This window comes from Amycolatopsis sp. NPDC003676, from assembly GCF_053587275.1.
This window is the reverse complement of the sequence record NZ_JBSFNS010000001.1, coordinates 229351-245476: the sequence shown is the minus strand read 5'-3', so window position 1 is coordinate 245476 and position 16126 is coordinate 229351. Positions and strand designations below refer to the sequence as shown.

The 16126-nt window shown below is 69.1% G+C and carries 15 protein-coding genes; 7 read left to right on the top strand and 8 right to left on the bottom strand.

Features of this window, described 5'->3' with window-relative positions; translation table 11 throughout:
- Positions 1-271 precede the first annotated feature (271 nt).
- From ACWDNU_RS01120 to ACWDNU_RS01095, 6 genes are read left to right on the top strand one after another with little or no spacing between them, the layout of a single operon-like run.
- Positions 272-1393 carry an NDMA-dependent alcohol dehydrogenase gene (locus ACWDNU_RS01120; protein WP_449667206.1) on the top strand — a complete coding sequence of 374 codons (1122 nt, stop codon included), beginning with the start codon at positions 272-274 and terminating at the stop codon, positions 1391-1393.
- A 17-nt stretch (positions 1394-1410) separates the two neighbouring features.
- Complete coding sequence (locus tag ACWDNU_RS01115; RefSeq protein ID WP_449667205.1) at positions 1411-2280, top strand: MBL fold metallo-hydrolase; 870 nt, start codon at positions 1411-1413, stop codon at positions 2278-2280.
- 2 nt (positions 2281-2282) lie between these two features.
- On the top strand, positions 2283-3143 hold the full coding sequence (locus ACWDNU_RS01110) for an alpha/beta hydrolase (protein ID WP_449667213.1): 861 nt from the start codon (positions 2283-2285) through the stop codon (positions 3141-3143).
- Entirely contained in the window at positions 3140-4270 is a 1131-nt protein-coding gene (locus ACWDNU_RS01105; protein ID WP_449667204.1) for an NDMA-dependent alcohol dehydrogenase, read from the top strand. The genes ACWDNU_RS01110 and ACWDNU_RS01105 overlap by 4 nt, the downstream gene beginning before the upstream one ends.
- Positions 4270-5061, top strand: coding sequence for an SDR family NAD(P)-dependent oxidoreductase (locus ACWDNU_RS01100; protein WP_449667203.1), 792 nt, complete (start codon positions 4270-4272; stop codon positions 5059-5061). Before ACWDNU_RS01105 ends, ACWDNU_RS01100 begins: the two co-directional genes overlap by 1 nt.
- 12 nt (positions 5062-5073) lie before the next feature.
- Positions 5074-5748 carry a cysteine hydrolase family protein gene (locus tag ACWDNU_RS01095; RefSeq protein ID WP_449667212.1) on the top strand — a complete coding sequence of 225 codons (675 nt, stop codon included), beginning with the start codon at positions 5074-5076 and terminating at the stop codon, positions 5746-5748.
- Here the strand turns inward: ACWDNU_RS01095 and ACWDNU_RS01090 are convergent.
- The 8 genes from ACWDNU_RS01090 to ACWDNU_RS01055 all read right to left on the bottom strand — a co-directional run bounded on the left by ACWDNU_RS01090 (position 5726) and on the right by ACWDNU_RS01055 (position 15451).
- Entirely contained in the window at positions 5726-6607 is an 882-nt protein-coding gene (locus tag ACWDNU_RS01090) for a helix-turn-helix domain-containing protein (protein WP_449667202.1), read from the bottom strand. The genes ACWDNU_RS01095 and ACWDNU_RS01090 overlap by 23 nt on opposite strands.
- 69 nt (positions 6608-6676) lie before the next feature.
- Positions 6677-7609, bottom strand: coding sequence for an alpha/beta hydrolase (locus ACWDNU_RS01085; RefSeq protein WP_449667201.1), 933 nt, complete (start codon positions 7607-7609; stop codon positions 6677-6679).
- A gap of 483 nt (positions 7610-8092) precedes the next feature.
- Positions 8093-9241: a DUF3644 domain-containing protein gene (locus ACWDNU_RS01080; protein WP_449667200.1), complete on the bottom strand. Its 1149-nt coding sequence runs from the start codon at positions 9239-9241 to the stop codon at positions 8093-8095.
- Positions 9242-9345: 104 nt separating this feature from the next.
- Positions 9346-10137, bottom strand: coding sequence for an N-acyl homoserine lactonase family protein (locus ACWDNU_RS01075; RefSeq protein ID WP_449667199.1), 792 nt, complete (start codon positions 10135-10137; stop codon positions 9346-9348).
- 20 nt (positions 10138-10157) lie between these two features.
- Positions 10158-11252, bottom strand: a complete 1095-nt coding sequence (locus ACWDNU_RS01070; protein WP_449667198.1) for a zinc-binding dehydrogenase — start codon at positions 11250-11252, stop codon at positions 10158-10160.
- The gene (locus tag ACWDNU_RS01065; RefSeq protein ID WP_449667197.1) at positions 11245-12807 is read right to left on the bottom strand and encodes a class I adenylate-forming enzyme family protein; all 1563 of its coding nucleotides are present in this window, start codon (positions 12805-12807) and stop codon (positions 11245-11247) included. The genes ACWDNU_RS01070 and ACWDNU_RS01065 overlap by 8 nt, the downstream gene beginning before the upstream one ends.
- 29 nt (positions 12808-12836) lie before the next feature.
- Positions 12837-14003 (bottom strand): CaiB/BaiF CoA transferase family protein, encoded by a 1167-nt coding sequence (locus ACWDNU_RS01060; RefSeq protein ID WP_449667196.1) that lies wholly within the window; start codon positions 14001-14003, stop codon positions 12837-12839.
- Entirely contained in the window at positions 14000-15451 is a 1452-nt protein-coding gene (locus tag ACWDNU_RS01055) for an aldehyde dehydrogenase family protein (RefSeq protein ID WP_449667195.1), read from the bottom strand. Before ACWDNU_RS01055 ends, ACWDNU_RS01060 begins: the two co-directional genes overlap by 4 nt.
- Positions 15452-15530: 79 nt before the next feature.
- On the opposite strand from ACWDNU_RS01055, the gene ACWDNU_RS01050 reads away from it, so the two are divergent.
- Positions 15531-16124, top strand: a complete 594-nt coding sequence (locus ACWDNU_RS01050) for a TetR/AcrR family transcriptional regulator (RefSeq protein ID WP_449667194.1) — start codon at positions 15531-15533, stop codon at positions 16122-16124.
- The last annotated feature ends 2 nt before the right edge of the window (positions 16125-16126 follow it).

The following is a 16126-nucleotide window of genomic DNA, read 5'->3' as shown; positions in this document are numbered from 1 at the left end:
GGAACCCTGAGGGAATCTGATTCCCTCAGGGTTCCCCTCACATACCTTGGCGCCTGGCTGTCGGGCTGCGCCGCCAACGGGGCGGGTTTCCGTTCGCCGAATTGCCGCTTCGGAGATTCCGAATTGATTCCCGCCGGGTGACCTGCCTAGCATCGAAACCGCAGCAAGAAATCCGTTGACTTCGCATTTCACGGCACTCGCGAGTGCTGTTTCGTGCTGCCGGAAACAGGAGGCCGAAAACGATGAACGCACATCGGGGTGCGGTGGTCGGGTGCTGACCCGCGGAGCGGTGCTGCGGGAAACGCCGGGCAGGTACGAGGTCGTGGAGCTGGAGGTCGAGGACCCGCGACAGGGCGAGCTGCGGGTGCAGATGGCCGCGAGCGGCCTGTGCCACTCCGACGACCACTTCGCCACCGGCGACCAGACCCCGCCGATCCTCCCGTTCGCCGGCGGGCACGAAGGGGCCGGAATCGTCGAAGCGGTCGGGCCCGGCACCCCGGGTTTCGCCGAAGGCGACCACGTCGTGTTCTCGTTCCTCCCGGTCTGCGGCCGGTGCCGGTTCTGCGCCCGCGGCCTGCAGAACCTTTGCGACCTCGGCGCCTCGCTCGGCACCGGCGCCCGGCCGGAGGACCCGACGTCGTTCCGGCTCTCTCTTGACGGGCAGCCGGTCGGCCAGATGGCCGGGCTGTCGACCTACTGCGAGCACACCACGGTCTCCACCGCGTCGGTGATCAAGATCGATCCGGACATCCCGCTCGAGGTGGCGTGCCTGACCGGCTGCGGCGTCGGCACCGGATGGGGAGCGGCGGTCAACTCCGCTGCTGTCCGCCCCGGGCACGTCGTGATCGTGATGGGCATCGGCGGCATCGGGATCAACGCCGTTCAGGGTGCCGCGCACGCCGGTGCCGCCGCCGTGATCGCGGTCGATCCCGTTGCGTTCAAAAGGGAATCCGCGCTGAAGCTCGGTGCGACCCACGCGGTCGCGGACATGGCCGAGGCCACCGAACTGGCCCGGTCGACGACCAACGGGCAAGGCGCCGATTCGGCGATCGTCACCGTCGGCGTCGTGACCGGCCGGCACCTCGGCCAGGGACTCGAAGCGGTCCGCAAGGCCGGCACGTGCGTCGCGGTCGGGCTGGGCGAGAGCTTCGTCCGCGACGGCGATTTCAACCTGCACGAACTCGTCCTCTACCAGAAGCGTCTGCAAGGTTCGCTGTTCGGCGCGAGTTCGCCTACCGCGGACATCCCGGCGCAGCTGGAGATGTACCGCCAAGGCGTGCTGAAGCTCGACGAACTGATCACCACCCGCTACGCCCTCGACGACGTCGCCGCCGGTTTCGACGACCTGAAAGCGGGCCGGAACCTCCGCGGCGTCATCGTCCACTCCGCCTGACGAACGAAAGGACAACGATGTCCGCACAGGTTTCGCCCCGGGAAACGATCGCCGTCGGCGACATCAGCATCACCTACCTGCCCGACGGAGAGGCCAGCGTCTCGGAGACCGCGCTGTTCCCGGCCGGCACTCCGGAGCTGTGGAACGCGCACCGGGAACTCTTCGACGCCGACGGCAAGCTCCTGCTCTCCCTCGGCACGTTCCTGATCCGCACGGGCGATCGCAAGATCCTCGTCGACCTCGGGTTCGGCGACCACACCGTCGACTTCCCCGCCGCGGACGGCGTGTTCCGCTCCGGGCGGCTGCTCACCAGCCTCCGCGAGGAGGGTTTGGCTCCCGAAGACATCGACACGGTTTTCTACACGCACCTGCACATCGACCACGTCGGCTGGACCGCTCAGGACGGGAAACTGACCTTCGGCAACGCACGCCACCTCGTCGGCGAACGCGAAGTCGAGTACTGGCAGTCCCTCGGCGACCACCCGATGGCGGCAGTCGGCCCGGGCGGCGCGCTGGATGCGCTCGAAGGACGGGTCGACGCGGTTTCGGACGGCAGTGTCGTCGCGCCCGGCGTATCCGTCGTCGCGACGCCCGGCCACACCCCGGGCCACTGCTCGCTGGTGGTGTCGTCGGGACACCAGCGCGCGATGATCCTCGGCGACGTGTTGCATTGCCCGGTGCAGCTCACCGACAACGAGGTCTCCCTCGTCTTCGAGGTGGACGCCGAACTGGGCGTCCGCACCCGCGACCGGATCATGGGCGAACTGGAGGGCGACCCCGACGCGGTCGCCGCGCAATGCCATCTCACCGGCTCGGCGTTCGGCCGGGTGCTGCGGGGCCGAACGCACCGTACGTGGACCGCGCTGAACGCCCAGGGCGTCTCGTGACGATGCCCGCCGAGTACTTCGAGATCGACTCGGCCGCGGTCGGCGCCCGGTTCGCGGTGAGCGTCTTCTTGCCGCGCGGTTACGACCGCGGCGGGGATCGGCCGCTGGTGTACGCCACGGACGGCAACATCGTCGGGCCGCTCACCGAAGGCCTGCGCGGCGCGCTCGCCGACCGGCAACAGGCGCGCCCGGTCGAGCCGTATGTCCAGGTGAACGTCGGCTATGTCGCGGAGGATGCGCCGAATCAGCTGGTCTTGCGCAACCGCGACCTGGTTCCCCCGGGCGAGGGCGTGCCGGACTTCATGCGCGCGCACATCCGAGGTCGGCTCGGCGTCGACTCGGGCGCGGTGCCGGAATCGGTGTGCGACGACTTCTTCGCGCAGCAGAAGAACGCTCGCGCGGACAACTTCCTCGCGTTCCTGGAGACCGAACTGCATCCGGAGATCAAGTCCCGTTACCGGTTCCGCCCCGACGATGTCGGACTGTTCGGCTACTCCTACGGCGGTCTGTTCACCCTGTTCGCCTTGACCTCGGGTTCCGCCCTCTTCACCCGGTTCGGCGCCAGCAGCCCGGGAGTGGTCGTGCCGGACAGCCGCATCTACGAACGCTACGGAAACCTGCGCAGGCTGCCCCGGGAAACGTTCCTGCACCTGACCGTCAACGCGTACGAAATGCTCGGCCCCAGCAAGTTCTACCGGCACCTGGCCATCGAGTTCCTGCGCTTCCTCGACGTGGTGACCGAGCGCCCGCTGCCGGGCCTGCGAGTAAGCACCGAGCTGATCCCGGGCGAATCGCACAGCACCGGAATGGTCGACGCATACCGGAGTTTCCTGCGTGCCTGCTACCCCGGAGGTGCTTCATGAAGACGACCGCCGCGCTGCTGTGGGAAGCGCCGGGCACGTGGGACGTACGCGAGGTCGACCTGGATCCGCCCAGGGCGGGCGAAGTCCTCGTGCAGATGATGGCGTCCGGCCTGTGCCACTCCGACGACCACTTCGCCCAGGGCGACATCCCGTTCCATTCCTATCCGGCCTGCGGCGGGCACGAGGGCGCGGGCATCGTTCGCGAAGTCGGGCCAGGCGTCACCCGGGTCGCGCCGGGCGACCACATCGTCACGTCGTTCATCCCGGCGTGCGGGCACTGCCGGATGTGCGTGGCCGGGCGGCAGAACCTGTGCGACAACGGGGCGCTGATCACCGTCGGCACTCAGCTCGACGGCACGTTCCGGATGCACGCCGACGGCCGCGGGGTCGCACAGAACGCGTGCATCTCCACGTTCTCCGAATGGACCGTCATCCCCGAGGTGTCCGCGACGCCGATCCGCCGCGACATCCCGTTCGAGGTCGCCGCGATCGTCGGCTGCGCAGTCCCGACCGGCTGGGGCTCGGCGGTGCGCGCGGCCGGGATCGCCGCCGGGGACGTGGTGATCGTGATGGGCACCGGCGGCATCGGGATGAATGCGGTACAGGGCGCGCGGTACGTCGGGGCCGAGCACGTCCTCGCAGTCGATCCGCTGGCGATGAAGCGCGAACTCGCGCTGAAGCTCGGGGCCACGGAGGCGTTCGCGGACATCGGCGAGGCGACCGAACGAGCCCGTTCGCTGACGAACGGCCAGGGCGCGGACTCGGCGATCGTGTGCGTCGGCGTGCTCGCCGCCGAGCACCTCGCGCAGGCGTACGCGGCGATCCGCAAGGGCGGCACGCTCGTGGTGACCAGCGCGGCGAAGCACGATCTCACCGGGATTCCGGTGCCGCTGCTCGAATTCACCATGTCGGAAAAGCGGATCCAGGGCGCGCTCTACGGAATGGGCGGCCCGGCCCGGGAGATCCCGCTCATGCTGGACCTGTACCGGAACGGCTCGCTGAAACTGGAGGAGCTGATCACCCGGACCTACGACCTCGAGCAGGTCAATGAAGCGTACGCGGACCTGCACAGCGGGCGGAACGTGCGCGGAGTGGTGAGTTTCGCGAACCGGCACGGAGGATCCTGATGACCACGTTGGACGGAAAAGTCGCCCTGATCACCGGTGGCACCGGCGGGATCGGCCGCGGCGTCGCGCGTCGGTTGGCCGCCGCCGGGGCGACGGTGGTGCTGAACGGGCGGGACGAGCGCAAAGCCGAGGCCGTGCTGGCCGAGTTGGACGGCAAAGGCCATTTCGTGGCAGGCGATGTCCGGTCCGCCAAGGATATGGCCGCGGTGGCGGCCGAAACAGCCGAACGATTCGGCGGCATCGACATCGTCGTGCCCAGCGCGGGCGGCAACGACGACGAGGCCCGCACCACCGCCGTGCGCGGGCCGTTCGCGGACATCGATCTGGAACGCGTCACCGCGTTCATCGGTGCGGCTGTCGCGGCGAAGCTCAACGTCGTGCAGGCGGCTGTGCCGTACCTGCGGGAGCGGGGCGGCGGCAGCGTCGTCTTCGTGACGTCGGAGGGCGGCCGGGTCCCGACGCCCGGCCAGACCGCTATCGCCACCTTCTCCGGCGGCTTGATCATGGCGAGCAAGGTGCTGTCGAAAGAGCTTGCGCGCGACCGGATCCGGGTGAACTGCGTCTGCGTCACGGTGGTCCGCGACTCTCCGTCGTGGACTGCCGCGTTCGAATCGGAAGACGCGGTGAGCGACCGGCACCGCAGGCAGTACGAGAAGATCATCGAACGCAGCCCGCTCGGCGTCGCGGCTCCCGACGACATCGGCGACGTCGTCGCGTTTCTGGCTTCCGAAGAGTCCCGGTACCTCACCGGCCTGGTCGCCAGCCCGACCGGCGGCCTCACCATCCACTGAGGAGGTCTCGTGATGCTGCCGGACGCGCTGAGCGGGCGCTGGTACAACTCGCCGACGTTCGATCCGGACGATCCGTGGGCCGATTTCGCCCCGCGCACGACGGCGGTGGTGCTGGTCGACCTGATCAACTGGCAGGCGCACCGCGACGGGTTCAGCGCGAGGGTGGCCTCCGGCGATTACAAGACAGCGCGGTGCGAGGAGGTCGTGGTCCCGGCGCTCTCGCGAGTGCTGGCCGCGGCCAGGGATGCGGGCGCGGTGATCGTCCATTCGAAACTGGCCAGCCGGGCTGCCGATTGCGCGGACATCGTCCCGGCCTTGCGGGCGTATGTGCGGGCGGCGGAGGCGTGGGAAGGAAACTGGGCCGCGGAACCTCTCGACGGACTTCACGCGCCGGGAGACCTGCTGGTCACGAAGTCCGGCTCGGGTGCGTTCGGCAGCTCGGATCTCGACCAGGTGCTGCGGAACCTCGGCGTGCGGACGGTGCTCTACGCCGGCGTGGTGACCGACCGGTGCGTCCTGCTCACCGCCGCGGCCGGGTTCGACCTCGGCTATCAGCAGTACCTGCTGACCGACTGCACGGCCGCCTCGACCGCCGGGGACCAGGCCGCGGCGGAGCGGCTGATCAGCGGGTACCTGGCGCGGCCGGTCACCGCGGCCGAGGCGGTCAGGGCGTTCGAGGCGGGCTGACGGACGGGTCCGCGGCGGGTTCCGCGTGGGTCTTGGCCCAGCTGGCGAGCAGAAGGAGGGCGTCGTGGGCGGCGTGGTCGCCGGGCGGGGCGAGGTAGCTGTAGAGGCTGAGCCCGTCGGCGCCCGGGATCGCGAACCCTTCGTAGCGCAGGGTCAGGTCGCCGACCACCGGATGCCGGAACTGCTTCTCGCCGCGGTCGTGGGTCCGGACGTCGTGGCGGGCCCAGCGGGTCTTGAACTCGTCGCTGCGGGTGGCCAGCTCGCCGATCAGTTCGGTGAGCTTCCGGTGGTAGGGCGCGCGTCCGGCTTCGGCGCGCAGCAGGCAGACCGCGTAGTCGGCGATCAGGCCCCAGTCCGGGAAGAACTCGGCCGAGCGGTCGTCGAAGAACACGTACCGGGCGAGGTTGGGCGTGCCGGGTGCACGGTCGTAGACGTCCGAGTACAGCGCGCGGCCGAGATCGTTGGCCGCGACGAGGTCGAGGCGGCCGTTCTGCACCAGCATGGGCAGGTCGGGCGTGCGGTCGAGCATCAGCAGCACGCCGTCCGGGACGCGGTCGGGAGCGCGCTGGGCGCCGGTGCGGGGCCGGGCGCGGGCGAGGCCGAACAGATGCGCCGTCTCGACGTCGTTCAGCAGCAGTGCCCGGGAGATCGCGTAGAGCACCTCGTCGGAGATGTCGCCGGCGCGGCCGCGTTCGATCTGGACGTAGTAGTCCGGGCTGACCCCGGCCAGCGTCGCGACCTCCTCGCGCCGGAGCCCGGGCACCCGGCGGCGTCCGGACCAGGGCAGCCCGACCTGGTCAGGCGTAACTTTCGCCCGGCGGGAGACCAGGAACTCCTTGAGATCCGTCGCCACGCTCATCCTCCACACGGCAGGCGGTCCGGCCGGTCCGGGGGAGGGGACGACAGCACCCCCCGCCCCGGCGGCGGGTCAGAGGTTCTCGCGGTAGAACGGCACGAGCCGCTCGAGCGCGATCTTCACCGGCTCCGGCTTGTCGTAGAGGTCGTAGTGCGACCAGCCCTCGGCGACGACGAGTTCCTTCTTCTCCGACCGGGCGCGGCGGACGATCTCCAGGCCGTCCCGGTAGGACCCGAACGCGCCCGGCTTGTCGCCGACGACGACCAGCAGCGGCTGGGTCAGCAGCACCTCGGCGCGGTTGAACGCGTCCCAACCGACCGCGGTCGCCTGGTGCGAGAACAGTGCCCGGTTGAGCCCGTGCGGCTTGCGGCCGCGGTCGCTGCGGTAGTACTCGGTGGCCTCGTACACGTCGATCTCGGTCAGGCCGAGTTCCTGGGCCTTCTCCGGCGACGGCGGCAGCAGGTCGTCCACGCGCAGTTCCGCGCCGCGGGCTTCGGCGGTGCGCTGCGCGGCCATCGCCTCCAGCGCGGCGATCGGGTCGTAGTTCGTGAACGACTCGTGCATCAGCCGTCCGTAGTTCGCGCCGGCGACGGTGCCGAGCGCCTTGATCCGGCGTTCGGTCATGGTCGCGTTCACCGAGTAGCCGCCCGCGCCGCAGATCCCCAGCACACCGATCCGGTCCTCGTCCACATAGGACTGAGTGACCAGGTAGTCGATGACGTAGCTGAAGTCCTGCACGCGCAGCGTCGGGTCTTCGATGAACCGCGGTTCGCCGCCGCTGGCGCCCTGGAAGCTCGCGTCGAAGGCGACGGCGACGAAACCCGCGTCGGCGAGCGCGGTTCCGTAGACATTGCCGGAGGTCTGCTCCTTGCAGCTGCCGATCGGATGCGCGGTGATGACGACGGGGTACTTCTTGGTTTCGTCGAACTCCGGCGGGAAGTACACGTCCGCCGCGATGTCCCAGCAGAGCGCTTTCACGCTGACTTGCTCGATTTTGCCCGGCACAGTCTCTCTCGCTTCCTTGGTCGGTTCCCTTCGGTGCTTCCCACGCTACGAACCTCGGCGGCGGTGAGGGAGGGGCTGAGAACACCCCTTGCGTGCCCGCTGGCCAGCCTGCCGCCGAGGCAGGGGAACCGAATCGGCCTGGCACCAAGAAGATTGCCACGATGAGCGACCACCGCGACCACCACAGCGGCGGGGCGTCGGGTCAGCGTCGGCGGCACCGCTCCGGCTGCGGATTCAGCCACCCAACGGGGTGGTCTTCTCCGGCGTGAATCTCCGGGGCAGGCGGAGGCTGTTGAAGGATCGTCAGCACCCGCAGGCCAACTGCGGGGCAACCGAGCTGGGCTCGGCCATCGTGCCGATTGCGCCGCGGGTGCGCGAACGGCGTGACGCGCTGAGCGCAACAACCCGTCGATGACAACGGTGCAGCGGAGGCTTGGGCGGACCTTCACTCTGGACTGTCAGCGATGGCGATCGCAGGCGACATCAGGCTGAGCGCATCGCATCCGTGTCCGGAGGCTCCTGTGTGGTCGGCGAGGCCGATCGTTTCCAGGGCGGTGTCGCGGTGAGCGGAGACGGTCCCACCCAGTCGCCGGTCACCTTGTCTCTGGGGGCCGTCCCGAGTAAGGCGCGGAAGCCTGCTTCGGTTGCGCATTCACGGGCAAGTTTGGCGATGTAGACCTCGGTGTAGCCGTAATCGCCGTGTGGCTCGTCGTAGAGACAGTAGCTTTCGATCGTCCTCTCGGGATGCGGATCTCCGACCGACGGTCGCACACCGAGCTTCTTCCAGGCTGTGGTGAATAGATTTGTGTTGAATATGAACGGTATCCGGTCCTGGATCGCTCGTGCGGCCTGTGCCGGCCGGAGCAACCCGTGTCCGACGACGGGTCGTTTGTGTTCGCGGACGACGACGTAGCCTCTTCTGCCGATCGCCTCGACGGTGGCTCGTTGTTCCTCAGTGAGGTCGTCGTAGCGGGTGAACTGGACCGCGAGTGCGTCCGGGTCTTTGGGCGCGAGTTCCTGGAGCACTCGCAGCCGGAAGTCGTATCGCGGGTCCTGAGTGACGGAGGCATCGAGGCCGGCGTCATAGTCGGCGATGAAAGTCCGCAGTGGTGCGGGCAGCCGCGAGCGCAGCCGTCGCAGGGTACGCTCGCCCTCGTCGGTGAAGCTTCCGACAAAGACGGGGAACCGCAGGCGGGTGGCGAGGGACGAACCGGTTCCGAATTGGCCAGTGAGCTCCTGCTCGTAGTTGAGCAGAAGCGCTTGGCTCTGGCCGCTCACGGAGACCGCGAGCGCTTGCTGTTCGCGGGCGTACCGGTGTTCGATCTTGTTGCGCAGGGCGACGAAGAATTCCAGGTTGGCCCGTTCCGGAGCGGCTTTGTCAGGCCAGCGGTGCCGCACACAGGTGGCCAGCTCCCAGCGCTTCGGTTCACCGTCGACCCGTTCCAGCCGTTTTGCCCGTCCCCGCATGCGCCAATACCGGAAGTCGATGCTGTCCCGGGTGAGTTCGGCGTGCAGGAGGTAAAGCCAGGCGAGGTGCATGTGAACGACGAAGCCTTCGAAGGAACGGACCTCCGAGGAGTCGTTGTACAAGCGCACGGCGAGCTGGGCTTCATCGCGAGAAGCGTCGACCATGTGCAGGAATCGCGGTCGCGGTGGCATGCGATGAAGGTCGGGATTGTGTCACCGGCTGTTACTGGGCTGCCGTATTCGTGGCCCGACGCGGCCGGCTGGCTGGGTCAGGCGACCTGCCGTCCGTTGGGCCGGTTGAGTTCCCAGTCGTCAGGGTCGTGGTTGACCCAGACCGTGGTGTCCGGCCTGCTGGCGAGCAGCTTCAGCTTGCGCAGGCCGGTTTCCTTGTCGGGGTTGGAGACGTCCAGCGGCATGCCGGTGGTCTGGTCGATGTTGCTGCGCAGGTGGGCGGCGTCGCTGCTCAGGACGATCTGCTTGCCGTCGGGCAACCGCACTTGCAGTCCGAGCGTGCCGGGGGTGTGGCCGGGCAGGGACAGGATCGTCACGCTGCCGTCGCCGAAGACGTCGTGGTCATAGCCGCGGGGAACTTCGAGCCAGTCGATCCGGCTCGCCGCGGCTAGGTCGTGTTCTCGGAACATGGCGGCGTCGAGTGCGCGTGGTGTGCGGGCGTAGCGCAGTTCGTCGGCTCCGAGGAAGCCTTGCGCGCCGGGGAACAGGTCGAGGCCGCCGGTGTGGTCGAAATGCAGGTGCGAGATGACGATCCGCCGGACGTCATTCGTGGTGAAACCGATCGACTCCAGCTGGGTGTCCAGCCGATGGTCTTCGGGGAATCGGATGTCGAAGGCTTCGGCGAGGGGGCCGTAGGCGCGGGCAGGGTCACCGGCGGCGTCGCTGTCTAGTCCGGAGTCGAACATGAGCAGGCCGAGGTCGTGCTCGATCAGGAACGTCGGGATCGGTACGGCGAGCGGGGCGTCGCCGGTGCCGAGCTGGAACAGGCCGCAGTCGGTGGCGATGGTGGGAGCGTCGAGCGCCCAGAGGTGTTTGACGGTGCCGGACACGGAGGTCTCCTTCGGGCGGTTCAGGCGAGGACGACGGCGCGGGCGCCTTGTTCCGCGGCGCAGTAGCCGACGGCTTTGGCGATGTCGGTGAAGGCGAAGGTTTCGGTGACCAGCTGGTCGAGGTGCAGGGCACCGCTGCGGTACAGCTCGACCAGGCGCGGGATGTCGCGTTTGACGTGCGCTGAGCCGTACAGGCAGCCCTTCACCGTCTTGCCCGCCATGACGACGTTGCCGAAGACCTCGTCGATGCCGACGCCTGGTCCGGCTCCGACGAGAACCGTCGTGCCGCCGCGGCGTGCCATGGCGATCGCCTGCTGCACGGTTTCGTGTCGTCCGGCCATCTCGATCACGACGTCCGCTCCGCGACGTCCGGTGAGGGCTTGCACCTGCTTGACGACGTCGGGGCCCGCGGTCAGGGTGTGGGTGGCGCCGAGTTCGGCGGCCAGCGCCAGGCGGTCCGCGTGCACGTCGATCGCGATGATGGTGGTGGCTCCGGCGATTCGGGCGCCTTGCACGGCGTTGAGGCCGACACCGCCGCAGCCGACGACGGCGACGGTGTCGCCCACACGTACTTCGCCAGTGTGGACGGCGGCGCCGAATCCGGTGAGGACACCGCAGCCGAGCAGGGCGGCGGAGGCGATCGGGATGTCGTCGGGGATCTTGATCGCGGCTCCGGCGGGCACGACGGTCCGTTGCGAGAAGCTGCCCAACCCGCAGAACTGGCGGACAGGGGCGCCGTTCAGGCTCATCCGGGTGCTTCCGTCGACCATGGTGTGCGCGCCGAGCATGGTCCGGGGACGGCCGCACAGGTGCTGTTCGGCTCGCTGGCAATAGAAACAGCTGCCGCAGCTGGCCAGCCAGGACAGCACTACGTGGTCACCGGCTTTCAGGTCCTCGACGCCGGCACCGACCTCGACGACCACGCCCGCGCCTTCGTGGCCGAGGACCAGCGGTACCGGTGCGGGGAGCTTTCCGGTGAAGACGCCCACGTCGGATTGGCACACGCCGGTGGCGCGTACTTCGACGACGACCTCTCCGGGGCCTGGATCGGCCAGCGTGATTTCGGTGATCCGGAGGGCGGAGCCCGCCTTCTCGAGCAGCGCGGCTTCAGTCATTTCGCTTGCCTCCATAAGTTGTGCGGAGAACGCTCTTGAGGACCTTCCCGCTGGCGTTGCGCGGCAGGTCGTCCACGAAGTGGAAGTGTTTGGGGACCTTGTATTTGGCCAGTCGTTCCGCCAGCCACCGGCGTACGTGCTCGGCGTCGACCGGGCGGCCTTCGGCGGGCACGATGATCGCGGCCCCGGTCTCGACGTACCGGGGGTCGGGGACGCCGATCACCGCGGCGTCGGCGACATCGCGGTGTCCGGTCAGGACCATCTCGACTTCGGCCGGATACACGTTTTCGCCGCCGCTGCGGTACATGTCCTTGGCCCGCCCGGCGATCGTCAGGAAGCCGTCTTCGTCGATGCTGCCCAGATCGCCGGTGTGGCACCACCCGTCGACGAAGGTCGCTTCGGTGGCGTCCGGAAGGTTCCAGTACCCGATGCTCACCCCGCCGCTGCGGACGCAGATCTCGCCGACTTCTCCGCTGCCGGTGAGAGTTCCGTCCGGCCTGATCACCTTCACCTCGGTCATGGCGTGCGGGCGGCCGATGCTGCTTTCGCGGCCGCGCGCCACCGCGAATTCCAGGCTGGTGCTCACCGCGCCGCCTTCGGTGAGGCTGTAGGACTGCACCAGTTCGACGCCGGGGAGCCGACGTTCCATCTCGTCGTAGATCCACGGCATGACGACGTCGCCGCCGGTGACGATCCGGCGGAGGGCGGCGGGGACGAGAGTTTCGATCGCGTCCATGTGCAGCAGGTCGGCGAGCATGAAGGGATAGAGGAGCATGGACGTGGTGCCGTTGTGCCGGGCGACTTCAAGGAACCGTTCGCAGGTGAAGTTGCCGGAGGGGAAGGTGACCGCCGTTCCGTGTGCGAGCAGCGCGGGCAGCAGCAGCACTTCGAAGCCGCCCGCGTGGAAGAGCGGTCCGCTGGTCTGGGCGACGGTGCGCTCGTCGATGCGCCACCGCTGCGCCTGGACGGAGCCGATCCACAACGCGTTGCTGTGGGAGAACAGCACGCCTTTCGGCCGCCCTGTCGTACCGGACGAGTACATCAGCGAGACGGGGTCGTCGGCGTTCAGTTCGGGGAAACCGGAGGCGTCGGACTCCTGGGCGGCGAACGCCGGCAGGGGAGTGGCCCAGTCCGGGCCAGCGCCGGTCGAGGAGCGCGAAACATAAGTGGTGACCGCGATGCCGTCGCGGATGTTCTCGATCACCGGCGCGAACTCGGCGTCGAACAGCAGCAGGCTCGCGCTCGAATCGCTCAAGGCGAACTCGAGTTCCGGGCCGGTCAGCCGCCAGTTGAGGCGAACGGCGATGCCGCCCACCCGGCCGATCGCGAGGTACAGCGCGATGTAGTCGGCACAGTTGCGCAGCAGGAGCGCGACCCGGTCGCCTTTCCGCACGCCCGCTCGTTGCAAGGCACGGGCATAGCGCAGTTCCCTCGTCCGCAGTTCCGTCCAGGACACCGCGGGTTCGCCGCCCAGGACGACGGCCGGGCGGCCGGGGTCGATCGGCGGCAGTTGGCCCGCGATCGAATCGGTGACGTAGTTGAGGCTCATCCCCATCGATGACTCCCGTGTTTCGCGTCGGACGGCTAAACGATCGCTCCGGATGCCCGCAAAGCGGTCACCTCTTCCGCGGTGAGGCCCCAGTCGAGCAATGCGGTGCCGGTATCGGCCCCCGCGGGAACCGCCGGGCCTTGGACCGCACCCGGGGTTCGGCTGAACCGCGGCGCAGGGGCGGGCTGCAGCACGCCGTCGACCGGAACGAAGCTCTTCCTGGCCGCCGCGTGTTCGTGACGCAGCGCTTCGTCCAGTTCGAGGACCGGTGTCGTGCACGCTTCCCGGCCTTCGAACCGGGCTTCCCACTCGGTTCGCGAACGAGTGCGGAAGACCGCGGCGATCGTCGCGTGCAGCGACGGCCATTCGGAGCGGTTCCATTGGCGCGCGGCGAGTTCCGGTGCCAGTTCGAGGACAGCGAGCAGCTCGGCGAAGAACTTGGCCTCGATCGCGGCGACAGCCATCCACCCGCGGTCGGCGGTCTCGTAGACGGTGTAGAACGGCGCGCCGCCGTCGAGAGCGTTGCTGCCTCGCTCGGGCGTGAGCATCCCGGCTTGGTGCTGGCCGTAGAAGACGCCGCCGAGCAGGGCGATTCCGTCCAGCATCGACGCGTCGACGACCTGGCCGGGGCCGCCGTTACGGGCTTCCCACAGGGCGGCCACCAGGCCCATGGCGAGCATCAGCCCGCCGCCGGCGTAGTCGCCGAGCAGGTTGAGCGGGATCGCCGGCGGTCCGCCCGCCGGTCCCATCGTCGCGAGCAGGCCGGACGTCGCGAGGTAGTTGAGGTCGTGTCCGGCGGTCTGGCTCAGGGGACCCTCCTGGCCCCAGCCCGTGGCCCGCCCGTAGACCAGGCTGGGGTTGCGTGCGAAGCAGTCCTGCGGGCCCACGCCAAGCCGCTCGGCGACTCCCGGGCGGTTGCCCTCGATGAGGACGTCAGCCTGTTCGGCCAGCCGCAGCACCACATCGACGCCTTCGGGGCGCTTCAGGTCGACCGCGATCGAGCGCCGTCCCCGGTCGTTGACGAAAGCCGGTTGCCGCCCGTTGGCGGCGCCGAGATCGGTGCGCATCGTGCCCACGGCAGCTGGCCGGTCCACCCGCAGCACTTCGGCGCCGAGATCGCTGAGCAGCATTCCGCACCACGGCCCCGGCCCGATCCCGGCGAGTTCGATGACTTTCAGCCCCGTCAGCGGTCCCGCCGTCATGCGGCACCGACGAGGATCTGCTTGAGCTCGGTGAAACCGAGGATTCCTTCGGGCCCGGACTCGCGACCCCAGCCCGACGCGCCGACCCCGCCGAACGGAGCGCTCATCGCCGGACCGAAGGAATTGACCGCCACCGCCCCGGCGCGAATCCGGCCCGCGATTTCGATCCCTGCCTCGACATCAGCGGTGTACACCGCACCCGACAGCCCGAAATCGGTGGCGTTGGCCAGCCGGACGGCGTCGTCGAGGTCGCGGTACACCTGCACCGCGGTCACCGGCCCGAACACCTCGCGCCGCACCAGTTCGGCGTTCTCGGCGACGTCGGTGAAGATCGTGGGCTGGTGGAACCACCCGGTCTCCAGCCCGGCGGGCCGTCCGCCGCCGGTGACGAGCCGGGCGCCGTCCTGCCTCGCCCGGGCGACGAAACCTTCGGTGCGGCGCAGAGCCGCCTCGTTGACCAGCGGGCCGATGTGCGTCGCCCGATCGAGCGGATCACCGATGACGAGGCGTTCCCAGGCGGACTTCAGCCGCTCGACGACCTCGTCGTGCCGACGTTCGGAGACCAGGATCCGGGACAGCAACGCGCACACCTGGCCCGCCCCGTTGGTAGCGCCGGGCACGAGCGCCCGCAGCACCTTGTCCAGCGGCGCGTCGTCCAGGATCACCGCCGGCGACTTCCCGCCCAGTTCCAGTTGAGTGCGCGCGTACCGGCCGTGCGTGACCGCGAGGACGTCCTGCGCCGCCGGGTGCCCGCCGGTCAGCGAAACCAGATCCACCCGGGAGTCCCGCGTCAGTGCCTGCCCGACGGTGACCGGTCCCGACACGAAGTTCACCACTCCGGCGGGAAAACCGGCTTGCTGGGCGCATTCCGCCACTAACGCCATCGTCAACAGGGATTCCGGTGCTGCCTTGACGATCACGGGGCACCCGGCGAGCAACGCCGGAACGACCTTGGACGCCACCGTCACCACCGGACCGTTGTAGGGCAGCATCGCCGCTACGACACCGGCGGGCTCCCGGCGCAGGAGGACATCGCCGAGTTCCGAGGACCGGCGTCGTTCCCGCAGCATCTCCTCGGCGCCGTCGAGCGCGGATCGCCACGAGGCGAGAGTCCCGAACCGGTGCAGCGCCTTGCCGTGCCGCACCGGCATTCCCGCCTCGACGGCCCAGGCCACGTCCAGATCGGCCGCACGCCGGTCGACGTCGTCCAGCCAGCGGGCGCACGTCGCGACCCGGTCGGCCAGGGGAGTGGCGGCCCACGCTCCACGGGCGGAGAAGGCGGCATCGACCGCCGCGGTCGCGTCGTCTTCGGAGGCCTGCCGTGCCGTGCCGACCGGGCTCGCGTCCGACGGAGACACGATGGTGTGCCCGTCTCCGGTCGCCGGCCGCCATTCGCCACCGACGAAGACGTCGTCGGTGTGCGGTACCCGTACGCCTGCCGCTTCCACGATTCTCCTGACCGCTAGATTCCCTACAGATGAATAGATAATATATTGTGCTTTCAGGTTGGGCAAGCGAGGAGGCCGGGTGAAGGACGCGAGCGGCACCGAGGCCCGCGCGACGCGCAAACGCGCCGAGCGGGTCCGGCTCATCGAGCACACCGCCGCCCGGCTTTTCGCCGAGCGCGGCTACGAGGCGACGAACTTCGAGGACATCGGCGCGGCCTTGGACCTGCGCGGCCCCAGCCTCTACCACTACTTCTCGTCGAAGGAAGAGCTGTTCCTCCGGTGCATGGAGCACGCGGCCGCGGAGGTGTTCCCCCGGCTTGTGGCGATCGCGGAGTCGGAACACCCGCCGCGGGAAAGGCTGCGGCTGATGTTCCGGGAGGAAGCCGTGATCGCTCTTCGCGAGTACCCGGAGTTCATTCCGCTCTTCCTCAAGGTGCGGGTCCCGGTCGCGGCGCTGGAGTCCCGTCGCGACGAACTCCGGCGCGAGCAGACCATGATCTTCCGGGCCGTGGCGGACGAGCTGGCCGAGGACCTGCACCTGACCTTGAATCTGGCGCTGGGCGGACTGGCGCTCATCGGCGAGTGGTTCGACCCGGAAGACCGGCTCGGCGTGGACGAGTTCGCCGAGTCGGTGTCCCGCACTCTCGTCGGGCTGTTCGGGGGCGGTGGGTGAGC